The following is a 12,613-nucleotide window of genomic DNA, read 5'->3' on the forward strand; positions in this document are numbered from 1 at the left end:
TGTGCCTGTGACCAGACCCGGTGCGCCGCTGTCCAGCCTGCTCAGCCGCGCGATGACCCTGCTTCCGCAGTCCGCGCCCAATGACGATGCGACGGACGCGCGGGTTCTCGACGCCGCATTGCGGGTCCTGGCGCGTCGCGGAACCCGCGAGGCGACCATGGACGACATCGCGGCCGAGGCCGGCGTCGGCCGCACCACGCTGTTTCGCCGCTACACCGGCAAGGATCAGCTGTTCGCGCGGGCGCTGGCCCGGGACATCGGCCGCATACTGGCCGGCCTCGCCGACCGGTTCACCGAGGTCACCGACCCCACCGAACAGGTGGTGCTCGGCTTCCTGACCGGGCTGGCATTGGGCGACCACATCCTGTTCCGCGACGCCGACCCACTGCGCCGGGCCGAACTCATCCAGGCCCTCGGACAGGGCGATCCGTCACCGATGACATTGGCCTTCGACGCGATCCGTGCGAATATCGCCAAGGCACAGGCCGACGGCAAAATCCCGGTCCGCGACCCCGACGCCCAGGCCGACGCCCTGGTACACCTGATCATCGGCTACCTGGCCACACCCGGCCATGCCATCGACCTCACCGACCCCGCGGAGGCCGAGCGCGTCGCTCGTGCCGCCGTCGCGCCGATCCTCACCGGAACCATCGACTGATCGGCACCCGTCCGGGACCGTCCCGCGACGACATCCGAATACACCGCCCCGATCTTCGCCGCACCGCGTACCCCGCGGTGGCGACAGGCGCTACCCGGCGCCCGAAAGCGCCATGCGCGCATCCGACCCGAAATCTCAGGAGTGATCATGACAGACGCCTACACCGACCCCTACCGCACACCGGAACGCCTCGCGCTGCGGGAGGCGATGGGTGAATTCGTCCGCCGCGAGATCACCCCGAATCTCGACCGATGGGAACGCGAGGGTGCCCTGCCCCGCGAACTGCATCGCACCGCCGCGAAATCCGGCCTGTACGGTATCGGCACCCCCGAGGAGTTCGGCGGTGACGGCGGCGACCTCATCGATATGACCATCGCCACCGAGGCGTTCATCGAGGCGGGCGGTTCATCGGGCTGCCATTCGGCCCTGTACACCCATGGGATCGCGCTACCGCATATCGTCGCCAGTGGGGACTCCGCCTTGATCGACCGGTACGTGCGCCCCACCCTCGCCGGCGACCTGATCGGCTCGCTCGGGGTGACCGAGCCGGAGGCGGGCTCCGATGTGGGTTCCCTGCGCACCACCGCGGTGCGCGATGGCGATCACTATGTCGTCAACGGTTCGAAGCTGTTCATCACCTCCGGCACCCGCGCGGATTTCGTGACCACCGCGGTACGCACCGGCGGACCGGGCGCGGGCGGTATCAGCCTGCTCGTGATCGACACGAACACCCCAGGGTTCAACGTATCGCGGAAGCTGGAGAAGATGGGTTGGCTGTGCTCGGACACCGCCGAGCTGACCTTCACCGACTGCCGGGTGCCCGCCACCAACCTGGTCGGCGCCGAGAACAACGGATTCGCCCTCCTCGGCATGGCCTTCGTCACGGAACGACTCAATATCGCGGTACACGCGTACTCGATCGCGCAGCGTTGCCTGGACCTGACCCTCGAACACGTCCGGCTGCGGGAGAGCTTCGGCAAACCGCTGATCGCGCGGCAGGTGGTGCGCCACAAGCTGGTCGAGATGCGTCGGCAGATCGAGCTGGCCCGCACCTACACGCGCCAGATCGCCCTGCGCGCCACGACCGGCGAATTCGTCGTCGGAGAGGCCTGCCTGGCGAAGAACTCCGCCGTCGAGGCCGTCAAACACGTCGTCGACGAAGCGGTCCAACTGCACGGCGGCATGGGGTACATGCGGGAGTCGGAGGTCGAACGCCACTACCGCGATGCGCGCATCCTCGGTATCGGCGGCGGCGCCAGCGAAGTGATGACGGACCTGGCGGCCAAGCTCTTCGGTTACGCCGGCTGAGTCGGCAGAAACACGTCACCGCGACCGACTCGACCGGTCGCGGTGACGTGTTTTCAGGGGGCGCGGGGTCAGTTCATTTCCTGAAGCACCCGACGCAGAACCTTGCCGGTGGCGTTGCGCGGGAGTTCGTCCATGACGATCACATCGCGGGGAACCTTGTAGCGGGCCAGATTCGCCTTCACATACGCCTTGATGTCCTCGGCATTCACGGAGACGCCGGGCGCGGGCACGATACAGGCCCGCAGCCGCTTCCCGAACTCCTCGTCGGGCACGCCGACAACCGACACATCGTCGATATCGGGTCGGGCCGCGAGCAGATTCTCGATCTCCAGGGGATAGACGTTCTCCCCGCCGGACACGATCATGTCGTCGTCACGGCCATCGATGTGCAGCAGCCCGTGCTCGTCGATTCGGCCCATATCACCGGTGGACATGTAACCGTCGATGAACTGTTTGTGTCGACCGTCGGTGTAGCCCTCGAACGGCGCGCCGCTGCGCACGAACACCCGAGCGGTGACATTCGTGTCCGTCACCCTGTTCCCGTCGTCGTCGAACAACGCGATCTTGCTCGTCACCGGGGGGCGGCCGACCGTGCCCGGGGCCAGGCGCAGGTCCTGTGGCTGCGCCACTGTCGCCACCGCTACCTCGGTCGAGCCGTAGACGTTGTAGAGCACATCGCCGAAGGTGTCCTGTACCCGGGTCGCCAGCTCCGGTGACAATGCCGAACCGGCCACGGCAATGGTCTTCAGCGTCGACAGATCGTAGCGGCCGATGATCTCCGGGCCCAGCGACACCAGGCGGTGCAGCATGGTCGGCACCGCCACCAACATCTCGGCGCGATGCTCGCTCACCGCGCGCAGCGTGGCCTCGGCGTCGAAACGACGCATGAGCACGGTCTTGTTGCCCAAGGCGGTGGCCACGGTCCACATCCCGAACCCGGTCGAATGGAAGATCGGCGACACGATCACCGCACAGCCGTTGCGCGGGAACGCGATTCGATCCGCGATCATCGCACTGGCCAACGGTGACACCTTGGTGCGCGGCGCCCCCTTGGGCAGGCCCGTGGTGCCGCTGGTGAGGATGACGAATCCACCCGGCCGCGGCGGCGCCGAGGGCAACCGCCGGTCGGCGCCGACTATCAGCTCGTCCACGGTGCGCGCACCTGCCGGCACCGTGTGTCCCTCGTCCACCCACGTGAGAATGCGCGGCAGCGTCGGGGGCAGCGCGTCGAGCAGGTCGTTGAACTCGCTGTCGTGCAACATGGCCCGCACGTTCTCCCGAGCGGCCACCTCGGCGAACTGCGGTTTGGCGAATCCGGTGTTCATCATGGCCAGCCGCAGCCCGGCACGCCCGGCCGCACTGATCGCGAGCACCAGGCCGCGATGGTCGCGCGCCAACACACCCACCACCGAACCTGCCGTAAGACCCTGTGCCAGTAGCGCATTGGCCAGAGCATTGGACTGCTGATCGAGTTCACCGTAGGTCAGCACACCACGCTCGTCGGCGATCGCGGGCCGGTGCGGATGGTGGCGGGCCCCCGCCATGATCAGCGCCGCCTGCGGACCGTAGGTGCGGTTTTCCCGAGCCATTCGCGCCACGCGATCCGGGCGCGTCAGATCGATTACGCCACACTGGTGCAGTCGGCCGACGGCCCGCAGCATTTCGGCCGCATCACCGAGCCTGGTCGCCAGACTCTCGAGGTTGCGTGCCATGAATGAATTCCTCCTTGCGACAAGACGTTCCGACCGGAACGCCGGTGTGCTTCTCAGCCCCGCTCCGCACGTTCCAGATAGGCCGCTCGCTGTGACATATCGGCCTTGGCCACGGTGTCATGGCTGCCCAGTAGGCGACCGAACCGGTAGCGCAGCCCTTCCGGCATCGCGGTGAGCACCGCGATGGCGACCCCGCCGATACGCGGAACAACTCGCAATCCGCCCCGACGGCGGGCCAATACGCCGACCACCGCGCGGGCGACGTCCTCGGGCTCGACGAAACCGATGAACCTGGTGATCCGGTTCGGGGAGAGCCCGGCGATCAGCTGGGTGTTGACGAAGGCCGGGCACAGGGTGCTCACCCGCACATCGAACTTCTCCAGCTCCTGATGCAATGCCGTACCGAGCCCGACGACGCCGTACTTGGTCGCCGCATACGTCGCGATATCGGGTGTGGCGATCAAGCCGAGTACGGAGGCCACGTTCACGATATGGCCGCTACGCCGCTCGGCGAAACGACGGGCGGCGAGCTTCGATCCGATGATCACCCCGCGCAGATTGATATCCACCTGCCGGTCGGCCACCTCCATTGATTCCTCGAGGAACGACCCGGTCGGCATGATGCCCGCATTGTTGATCAGCGCGTCCAGACCTCCGAGCTCCGCTTCGGCCCGGCCCAGGAATTCCTCGAACGACTCCGGATCCCGCACATCGAGCCGGACACCGATCACCTTGGCGCCCGTCGCGGTGGTGAGCTCCGCGGCCGTCCCCGCCAGCGTGTCACCGTCGATATCGCCGATCACCACCTGTGCGCCCGCCTCGGCCAGAGCTGCCGCGGTGGCGCGCCCGATACCCCTCGCACCGCCGGTGACCGCCACCCGCATCCCGTCCAGACGCCTACTCATATCCACTCCTCATATCTGTTGCGCGTATCACGAGGCTAGGAAGCGGGACCCCACCAATCCATGACGTAATCGGCCAAGACTTGTTCTTTTCGGCCATTCTGCCTCAGGATGGGACCATGACGGCCCAGATGAACATGCCGCGGTCCAGCACCAGTGCCGCGATCCTGGTACAACTCGGCCTCACCCACGGCCTGACCCTCGCGCAGTGCCTCGACGGCTCCGACATCACCCTAGCCGTCCTGGACGATGCGAACGGTGAGATTCGCGCCGCACAGGAATTGCGGGTCGTCCAGAACCTGGTCACCCACCTGGGTCACGTCCCGGGTCTCGGCCTGTCCGCGGGCCGGCGCTACCACCTGGCCACGCACGGTATCTGGGCCTTCGCGGTGATGACGAGCCGAACCGTGCGCGAGGCGGTGCGTATCGGCATCGAACACATGGATATCGCGTATTCCTTCGCCCGCTGGCGGCTCCAGGAAACCGCCGGCGACGGCACATTGACGCTGGACTATTCCCTGGTCCCGGTCGAGCTGCGCCAATTCCTGCTCGAACGCGACCTGGCCGAACTCATCACCCTGGACCGCGAACTGTTCGGCGCAGCGGTACCACCGACGACCGTCGAACTCGCCTGCCCCGCACCGGACTACGCCGAACTGTTCACCGAATTACTCGGCGCCCCTCCCGTCTTCGACGCACCGATCACCCGACTCACCCTGGCCCGGGAGATCCTGGAACTCCCTATGCCCCAAGCGAATCCACACGTCGCCGCGATCGCCCGACAACAGGCCGCCGACATCATGCAACGCCGACGCCGACGTGACGGCACCGCAGCCCGCGTCCGCGCCTGTCTCCTGACCCGCGGCGTCACCGCCGCCCAGGAAGAAATCGCCGCCGACCTGCGCATGAGTGTGCGCACCCTACGCCGACGCCTCGAGGCCGAAGGCACCTCCTACCGCGACCTGGTCGCCGAAACCCGCCACCTCCTCGCCGAAGAACTCCTCACCCTCGGCACCACCGTCGACGAGGTCGCCCGCCGGCTCGGCTACGCCGACGCATCCGCCTTCACCCATGCCTTCACCCGCTGGACCGGCACCACCCCGGGTCGCTTCGCCCGTTCCACCCGGTGAGGTCACATGGTCGTTCGGTGGGTCGTGCCGCCGCTCCCCGGGTCGCGGCGCACCGGCGTTCACCGATCGGTACGGCACGATAGATTTCATGCCCACGAACTCAGGGGAGCCGAGCGACGCCGCACCCGTTCCGGTCTTCGTTCCGGAATGTCGGCCGGTGCCGGAGTCGACCGGGTATGCGTCGAAGGTCGTGCGGGATCTGCGCTACGACGGCGGTCTCACCATCGCCATCCAAGGCCCGGCTTCTCCTACGCCCATATCGTCTTCCGCCGGCCGGTGGGGTTTCGCGTACTCGACGAAGTCGATCTCACCGAATGATCTCGCCGAATGATCTCGCCGAATGATCTCGCCGAATATTGGAACACCTACAGCGAACCCAACGGTTGGCTGTGGGAAGTCCTTCGCGGCGGTTGGCTCGATCTGGAGCGGCAGCGCCCTCGCTTCTGCAGCGGCGGCGAGGACGGTCTACGCGAATACTTCCTCGTCGACGACGACTGCGTCAATGTGCTCACCCGGCAACTCCCCGAGATCATCGACCTGGGCACCGATCCACGACAGCGGTAACACGATCCGCAACGACGACCGTAACCACACATGGAAGAGCTTTGCTCCGAATACATTTCGGTAAGGGCATCGCACGTCCCGGGCTCCGGACACAGACCCGCCGACGGACCCACCGGCCTCGGAAAATGAGATGCGCCGATATGAATGTCGTCCATATGCTGAACACGATTGTCCCGTGGTGTAATCGGCAGCACAGCGGATTTTGGTTCCGTCGGTCCTGGTTCGAATCCAGGCGGGACAGCGCGATGCCCCGTGGGGTAATCCGGCAGCACAACCGACTCCAACTCGGTGGATTCGGGTTCGAATCCTGGCAGGGCAACAACCACCACGTACAACCCGCCGGGTGAGTACCGGATACGACCTGTTTCCGGTCAACGGGATGGTGCGGCGTAGCCGTAGAGGAAAACGCGGACACCGGCGTCGGTGAGCCGGTGCAGTTCGGCGCCAGGGAGCGGGATCGCTCCGTGATAGGTGCGGGTCACGATGTCCCCGGCGATGAGTTGCACCAGGTGCGCGGCGGCGAGGTCGGCGTCGGCGATCTCGAGGTGCCCCATGTCCGGCGCACGACCCGGACCGGATGACTTTCGGAGAAACAGATGATCGAGATTGCGAGCATGGGATGGATGCCCGACCGGGAAGCCGGCGCGACCAGGTCACATCGGATTTGTTCACCTGTCCGATAGCGATGACCATGTCCGCGACACGGTGCTGGGAGCCACGATGACGGACACCGCGCCGAAGACAACGGCAACCGGTATCCGTTCGGTTCCCCACGGCAGGGCGACACTCGCGGTGGTGCTGCCGGGATTTCTCGTCCTACCGATGTCGATGTCGGGCGCCGGTGTCGCGGTACCTCGAATCGGGGCCGATCTCGAGGCGAGCGGACCGGCAGCGCAGTGGGTGGTCACCGCATACTTCCTGACCACGTCATCGTTCATGCTCGTCACCGGCTCGCTCGGTGACGCGATCGGCAGGCGACGGATCTACCGGTTCGGCGCCGTGGCCTACACCCTCGGCTGTCCGGCCGCAGCTCTCGCCCCCGAATATCGCGCTACTGCCGGCGGCCGGAATACTGACCGGCCCGGGCGCTTCGGGGGTGATGGCCGGTGGTGGGGCCATTCTCGCGGCGACCTTCGGCGGCACGGCCCGCGCCCGCGCGTTCGCGGCAATGGGAACCATCTCCGGACTCGGCCTCGCCTTCGGTCCGACGCTCTCGGGGCGACCGGTCGACGGCCCGGGCCGGCGACTCGGACTCGGGGCTTTCGTCGTCCCCGGGCTGATCCTGATCGTCGGTACCCGATTCATGCGAGAGAGCCGCGCCGAGAAGTCTCCGCATATCGACCTCGCCGGTGCCGCCACATTCATCGCCGGCCTCGCCGCCGTCATACTCGCCCTCACCCAGGGCTCCGCACTCGGTTGGACATCACCTGTCGTACTCGCCCTGCCGTGTTGCGTGATACTCCTCCTGGCGGGGTTCGTGGCCATCGAACGTCGTGCGATCGGTCCGATCCTCGACCTCTCGCTATTGCGCAGACGTCGATTCATGGGCTGGTTGCTCGCCGCCTGAACCCGGCCATCACCGCGCTGGGACCGGCCGGGCCTCTGATATTGCTCGGCGTCGGCCTGGCCTCGGGCATCATCGACGCCCAGGCCATGCATCAGGTCGACGAGAACCAGGTCGGAATGGCCGCGGGAATGCTCAATACGGTCCGCGGCACCACCAATGCCCTCATCCTGGGTCTGTTCGGCTCCGCACTCATCACCATCCTGACGGGCAAGATCGGCTCCTCCGACCTCGCCGGACAGGTCGCCACCGGAAACCTGCCGGATACGGCCGACGCTGCGGGGAATCGACGACACGGCGAGACTTCACAGTCCCACGCGCACAACAGTTTTCCACCGGAAACTCACTGGTATACGAAGAAGGAATCACTCACATCGGGCTGTACTCGCATGGACTCTCGGACGGCAAGATCACTCACTGTCGGCCCGTAGCGTCGATGATATGGTTTGCGACGCCAGTTGATCCGCCGATGGGGGACGAGGTGCCAGGACCACTCGCGGTCGATATCGATGTGCTGACCAAAACTGCTACCGCCCTGAAGGACTCCCAGCAAGTACTCGACGACGCCCTGAAGGCGATGGCCGATGTGGGGACCGCGAGTATCGGCACCAAAACCCTCGACGACGCCGCCGATAGCTTCCAACGCCGTTGGCATTTCGGCGTCCGACGCATCGGGGAGCTGTCCCGGATCACTGCCGACGGCGTCGATCAGTGCCTTGTCGCCTATCAAGCCGCCGACAACGCGACCGCTCAGGCCCTCGGACAGGTCACCGGAACCCCGGTCGACACCGAAAGCAATCAGAAGTGACCACCAACCCGTATCCCCACCTGGGTTTCAACCCCGTCCCCGGTGTCCCCGACGACGTAACGGACCTGACCAACCGCATCAAGACCGCCACCGAGGCCGTGCGTGACACCAGCGACCTGTTGTTTCGGCTGCGCAACAGCAATGACGAGGTCTGGCGCGGTGAAGCCGGTGACGCCTTCCGCAGTCACTTCGACGCCACTCTCGCCCAAGACCTCGGATACGCCCAGAAATCCCTGGAACGCGCCGTCACCCTGCTCGGGGAGTGGAATACCGCCCTGATCGGCTTTCGCGATCAGGCCAAAGCGTTGGACCAGGAAGCCGCCACCGCCGCGGATGAGCTCGACAAGGCCATCCTCGAACTGCAACGCGCCAACGCCAACCCCGATTTGGGTTTGGCCAACCAGCAGTTCGACGATCCCGCGGCCCTCCAGGCCGCCCAAAATCGCCTAAATGCCGCCACCGCACGGGTCAATACCGCCAGTGCGGCGGTCGATCACTGGATGGGAATCCAGGACTCCATTCGCGCCCGCGCCCATGACTTGGAAACCGAGCACGGCAATGTGGCCAAACGTATTGCCGCCGAGTTGGATGCCGCGGCGAAGGACTTCGCCCCCAGTGAACCGGACAAAAGTATCTGGGAGCGCATCACCGATGCCGTGAAGGCGATCGGCGACTGGATCGATGAACACCGCGAAGGCATCCACACCGCGCTGGGCATCGTATCCGCGGCGTCCGGTCTGTTGGCGTTGTGCACACCGCCCCCGATCTCCGCGATCGCTCTCGGGGTTGCCTTGGCAGCCAGCGCAGGTGCGCTAACGCTGGACCTGACCGACGATCAGATGCGCCAAGACCTGATGTCCCTAGATCCGAAGGCCTGGTTGACGCTTTCGGGAGATGCGCTCGGAGCGGTACCGGGCGTCAGCGGATTGGGGAAGACGGCCTGGGCTGGACTCACCGGCGCGGACGAAGCGGGGCGGCTGGCGAGTATGGCCACTGCGTGGAAAGACGCCGCCCACGACCCCGGACTGGTGGCCAAAATCCTCACTGACGGCACCCGGCTCGGTGCAAAACTCGACAGTTCCGGCATCACCGGTGCCACTCATCGAATATTGCAGGCCACCGGAGGCGCAACTGCGCCGAGCGACGCCGGGAAAACCGCGATCGCGGGTGGTGTACTGAGCCGAGCCGGTAGCACGGTGCTGGGCCTTCTCGGGCTCGCGGTTGGGGGGTGAACGAAGCCATGACAGAAGGCAGGTCACGGCAGCAGCCCGCAGTGGGAATCGATATCCCGCCCGGCTACTACGAGATACCGATGAACTGTGTGGAAGATCTTACCGATACATATCTTCCGATGGTGATCGAGGCCATTCCCCCCGAGTTGCGAGCCGGCGCGCCAACAGTCGTGGAAACCATGCGCTTTCTACTCGGCACACTGGCGGCCAATAATGCCTTGTACTGTGGTATCGGCGTTCATCGCTCCGCGCTATCCGAGGAAAGCATCGTCTCCTGGCTCACTGTGTCGTCCTTCGCCTACGGGCCGACGCGTAACCCTCGCCTGGCTCTGAGCGACCTTATCGCGGCCAAGGCGGCCCGTGGAGAAACCGGCCACCTCGAAATCATCGAACTCGGCCAACGACCGACTCTGTATTTCGAATATACCGTCAACTATGGAAGACCCGATTTCGTGGGCTATCCGGGCGGCTCGGAACAGGTTGCTGTCTTCCGGATCCAGGCAACGATTCCCTCACCCGACGGTCGGTCGATCGCCGTGATCGACTTCGCAACGGCCGATGTACCCAACGGACCGCAGTATCGGGTCATGGTCCTGGGTATGGCGGCATCGGTCAAGTTTCCGGTTCCACCAGTCGAGTTTGGGAGTCTCAGCCTTGCGATCTGATGAGAAGACCGCAATCGAGTCGATCACCGGGCGGTGGCCCTGGCGTGAATATCCTTACAAGGTAGGACGCTGGGCCTATTGGGAAAGGGTGACCCTGCTCGGTCTACTGGGTGGGCAGGGTAAGAAAGAGTGGCATCGCTCCATGCGAGTATTGCTGCTCTGCGACCCTGATAATGGTGGTGGAATAGCGGAATTCGATCTGGCCCGTATCTGGTGGTGGTCGTACCGGGGGCTCGAGCGGTACTCCGGTCGAGTGCAATTCGCGGGTGATCCCCGATTTCTCGGCGTACTGCGTAGCAATACCGGATCCGACTCGATGCGCTTGGTCCATGCCACAGGAATCGACCGCGCTACCGCCCTGTCGGCAGCCCTCGAGCTACACCCCGACCATCCGACCCCCGCCGAGTTGCTCGCCGCACCCGCATCACGCGGCAGACGGGATCGGCGGTACCCGGCCCCCGACTCACCCGAACGTTCTACGGGCAGGATCTCCCCCGACAACGTTCGCCGCCCCTGGATCGCCGATCTACCGTTCTGACCCTGGAGAAAGAATCCGTGAAAAGCGACGAACTCGAGTACCTCGGTGACGCGGACGAGCAGAAATGTATCTCCGCGATCCTGTCGCATTACGAGTGGGAGGCCTACAACTACAAGTCGGTGGCCTGGGTACGGAAGCCACGAAGATGGCGCTCATGGCGCACAGGCGAGAACTACAAGTGGGTGCGATCGGTCGATACCCCGATCCAATTGATCAGCCGAACCACCGGTGAGCCGGTATCGGAGGTGGTTCGATACCGGCCCGCGAGCCGATTCGGGGTCACGCTGTTCGCCGGCGATCCCACGGTGGTCGGCGTGTTCCGGGACATGAGGTCGTCCGCCGGTCGGCGCCAGATCTGGTTCACCCATTCCACTTCCATCGACCGCGACACGGCTATCGCGATCGGTCTTTCCATCACCCGATACATACCCATGCCCCGCAATGTCCCTCCACCTCGGTTCAGCGATCTGATCTGGGTGGCCGACGAACTGGAAGAGTATTCGAACAATATCGCCCTCGTGACGGGCAAACGGCACCTGCGAAAAATCCTCGGGTGATTTCGCTTCACCCTCGTCATCACAATGACGCAATGCTGTACCGTCGCTCCACACCCTGTCTCGCATTTCACGAACGCAGCCGAACAACGGGATCGGTCACCCGATACCGGGCTCCGATATCGCCAATTCGCGGGCAGCTGTGACCACTTCGGACCACCTGTGTTCGGGGATGGCCTCCACCAGGTCGTTGCCGTCATCCAGAGGGGTGTGCTCGATCGGCAACCGTTCCAGGGCCGCGCGCGGTAGTTGCAGCACGGTATCCGTGTCGCGAACCAGGAGCCTGGTCACCTGCGGTATCAGGCAGGCGCGTTCGGAGAGCAGCACCGCGAAGGTGAATTCCTCGCCGTTCCCGCTTGCCTCGAACACCCCCGCCGCCTCGTACCGGGGATCGGGCCACAGCACCCGGCGCATCAACTCGAGCAGGCGACGTCCCCGGGTGATCTCGTCGCCTTGTTCGAGATCGGGCAGGGTGCGGGGGCCGAGATGAATACTGCGGGTGGGACCGGGCAGCGTGATCACCCCGTCGTCGCGCCGGGACAGCTGCGCGATCATGGACACCGACCGGCCGAGCTGGTGCAGCGCCCACATCTCGTCGTAGAACTCGGACAGCCGATCCGGTGGGAGCAACCCGTATTCGGTCTCGATATCGACGCCCGCGTATTCCGCCGCGGCCCGCAGTATCCGCAGGGCGAGATCGAGGTCCTCCGGAGCGGATGCCGCGCGCACCGTCATCTCGAGGACACCATCGGACCAGTCGACGGTCAGTGCCCGGGTGGAGATCCCTTCCCGGTAGGGGTACCACGTGCCGGGAGCCACCACCGAATCCGTGGGAGCATCGCCTCGCCAGCGAAGATCGTCGAGCGGCGGCGCGAGAAGTTCTGCCGGAAAAGGGGATCCGATGGCTACGGTGAAATCGGTGCTCACATCCACAGCATGCGCCGGGCACCCTGCCATCGCACCTGTTTTTCCGTGAAC

General features: G+C 65.3%; 15 protein-coding genes and 2 tRNA genes. 13 read left to right on the forward strand and 4 right to left on the reverse strand.

Annotated elements, in window-relative coordinates; genetic code table 11:
* Positions 1-7 precede the first annotated feature (7 nt).
* Entirely contained in the window at positions 8-658 is a 651-nt protein-coding gene (locus ON32_RS18480) for a TetR/AcrR family transcriptional regulator (RefSeq protein ID WP_040792228.1), read from the forward strand.
* A gap of 147 nt (positions 659-805) precedes the next feature.
* Positions 806-1,966 carry an acyl-CoA dehydrogenase family protein gene (locus ON32_RS18485; RefSeq protein WP_040792333.1) on the forward strand — a complete coding sequence of 387 codons (1,161 nt, stop codon included), beginning with the start codon at positions 806-808 and terminating at the stop codon, positions 1,964-1,966.
* Between the two features lie 68 nt (positions 1,967-2,034).
* Here the strand turns inward: ON32_RS18485 and ON32_RS18490 are convergent, their stop codons facing one another.
* On the reverse strand, positions 2,035-3,678 hold the full coding sequence (locus ON32_RS18490; protein WP_040792229.1) for an acyl-CoA synthetase: 1,644 nt from the start codon (positions 3,676-3,678) through the stop codon (positions 2,035-2,037).
* A 53-nt stretch (positions 3,679-3,731) separates the two neighbouring features.
* A complete protein-coding gene (locus ON32_RS18495) occupies positions 3,732-4,583 on the reverse strand; it encodes an SDR family NAD(P)-dependent oxidoreductase (protein ID WP_040792334.1) in 852 nt (283 codons plus the stop codon).
* A gap of 116 nt (positions 4,584-4,699) precedes the next feature.
* Between ON32_RS18495 and ON32_RS18500 the strand changes: the two genes are divergently transcribed.
* From ON32_RS18500 to ON32_RS18520, 5 genes are all read left to right on the forward strand, one after another.
* Positions 4,700-5,710, forward strand: a complete 1,011-nt coding sequence (locus tag ON32_RS18500; RefSeq protein ID WP_083874626.1) for an AraC family transcriptional regulator — start codon at positions 4,700-4,702, stop codon at positions 5,708-5,710.
* Positions 5,711-5,798: 88 nt separating this feature from the next.
* A complete protein-coding gene (locus ON32_RS18505; protein WP_040792230.1) occupies positions 5,799-6,041 on the forward strand; it encodes a hypothetical protein in 243 nt (80 codons plus the stop codon).
* A complete protein-coding gene (locus ON32_RS18510) occupies positions 6,038-6,274 on the forward strand; it encodes a hypothetical protein (protein ID WP_051133420.1) in 237 nt (78 codons plus the stop codon). Before ON32_RS18505 ends, ON32_RS18510 begins: the two co-directional genes overlap by 4 nt.
* Positions 6,275-6,443: 169 nt before the next feature.
* Positions 6,444-6,515: transfer RNA gene (locus tag ON32_RS18515), tRNA-Gln, on the forward strand.
* 5 nt (positions 6,516-6,520) lie between these two features.
* Positions 6,521-6,593 (forward strand) — tRNA-Trp (locus ON32_RS18520).
* 52 nt (positions 6,594-6,645) lie between these two features.
* On the opposite strand, the gene ON32_RS18525 is transcribed toward ON32_RS18520, so the two are convergent.
* Positions 6,646-6,828: a TetR/AcrR family transcriptional regulator C-terminal domain-containing protein gene (locus tag ON32_RS18525; protein WP_040792231.1), complete on the reverse strand. Its 183-nt coding sequence runs from the start codon at positions 6,826-6,828 to the stop codon at positions 6,646-6,648.
* 274 nt (positions 6,829-7,102) lie between these two features.
* Here ON32_RS18525 and ON32_RS30980 point away from each other — a divergent pair, with 274 nt between their 5' ends.
* The 6 genes from ON32_RS30980 to ON32_RS18565 all read left to right on the forward strand — a co-directional run bounded on the left by ON32_RS30980 (position 7,103) and on the right by ON32_RS18565 (position 11,638).
* A complete protein-coding gene (locus ON32_RS30980) occupies positions 7,103-8,269 on the forward strand; it encodes an MFS transporter (protein WP_505775517.1) in 1,167 nt (388 codons plus the stop codon).
* Positions 8,270-8,319: 50 nt separating this feature from the next.
* Complete coding sequence (locus tag ON32_RS18545) at positions 8,320-8,646, forward strand: hypothetical protein (RefSeq protein ID WP_157224234.1); 327 nt, start codon at positions 8,320-8,322, stop codon at positions 8,644-8,646.
* The gene (locus tag ON32_RS18550) at positions 8,643-9,878 is read left to right on the forward strand and encodes a hypothetical protein (RefSeq protein WP_051133423.1); all 1,236 of its coding nucleotides are present in this window, start codon (positions 8,643-8,645) and stop codon (positions 9,876-9,878) included. Before ON32_RS18545 ends, ON32_RS18550 begins: the two co-directional genes overlap by 4 nt.
* Positions 9,875-10,543, forward strand: a complete 669-nt coding sequence (locus ON32_RS18555; RefSeq protein ID WP_157224235.1) for a hypothetical protein — start codon at positions 9,875-9,877, stop codon at positions 10,541-10,543. The genes ON32_RS18550 and ON32_RS18555 overlap by 4 nt, the downstream gene beginning before the upstream one ends.
* Positions 10,544-10,631: 88 nt before the next feature.
* The gene (locus ON32_RS18560; RefSeq protein WP_157224236.1) at positions 10,632-11,081 is read left to right on the forward strand and encodes a hypothetical protein; all 450 of its coding nucleotides are present in this window, start codon (positions 10,632-10,634) and stop codon (positions 11,079-11,081) included.
* Between the two features lie 17 nt (positions 11,082-11,098).
* On the forward strand, positions 11,099-11,638 hold the full coding sequence (locus ON32_RS18565; protein ID WP_040792237.1) for a hypothetical protein: 540 nt from the start codon (positions 11,099-11,101) through the stop codon (positions 11,636-11,638).
* A gap of 96 nt (positions 11,639-11,734) precedes the next feature.
* On the opposite strand, the gene ON32_RS18570 is transcribed toward ON32_RS18565, so the two are convergent.
* On the reverse strand, positions 11,735-12,562 hold the full coding sequence (locus tag ON32_RS18570; protein WP_157224237.1) for a hypothetical protein: 828 nt from the start codon (positions 12,560-12,562) through the stop codon (positions 11,735-11,737).
* Between the last annotated feature and the right edge of the window lie 51 nt (positions 12,563-12,613).

The organism is Nocardia paucivorans NBRC 100373, assembly GCF_000308675.1.
Classification (GTDB): Bacteria; Actinomycetota; Actinomycetes; order Mycobacteriales; family Mycobacteriaceae; genus Nocardia; species Nocardia paucivorans.

Bases quoted from the DNA above. Each gene is read 5' to 3' on its own strand.
- ON32_RS18485 (WP_040792333.1), top strand. From the start codon at position 806: ATGACAGACGCCTACACCGACCCCTACCGCACACCGGAACGCCTCGCG.
- ON32_RS18490 (WP_040792229.1), bottom strand. From the start codon at position 3,678: ATGGCACGCAACCTCGAGAGTCTGGCGACCAGGCTCGGTGATGCGGCC.
- ON32_RS18495 (WP_040792334.1), bottom strand. From the start codon at position 4,583: ATGAGTAGGCGTCTGGACGGGATGCGGGTGGCGGTCACCGGCGGTGCG.
- ON32_RS18500 (WP_083874626.1), top strand. From the start codon at position 4,700: ATGACGGCCCAGATGAACATGCCGCGGTCCAGCACCAGTGCCGCGATC.
- ON32_RS18505 (WP_040792230.1), top strand. From the start codon at position 5,799: ATGCCCACGAACTCAGGGGAGCCGAGCGACGCCGCACCCGTTCCGGTC.
- ON32_RS18510 (WP_051133420.1), top strand. From the start codon at position 6,038: ATGATCTCGCCGAATGATCTCGCCGAATATTGGAACACCTACAGCGAA.
- ON32_RS18525 (WP_040792231.1), bottom strand. From the start codon at position 6,828: ATGGGGCACCTCGAGATCGCCGACGCCGACCTCGCCGCCGCGCACCTG.
- ON32_RS30980 (WP_505775517.1), top strand. From the start codon at position 7,103: ATGTCGGGCGCCGGTGTCGCGGTACCTCGAATCGGGGCCGATCTCGAG.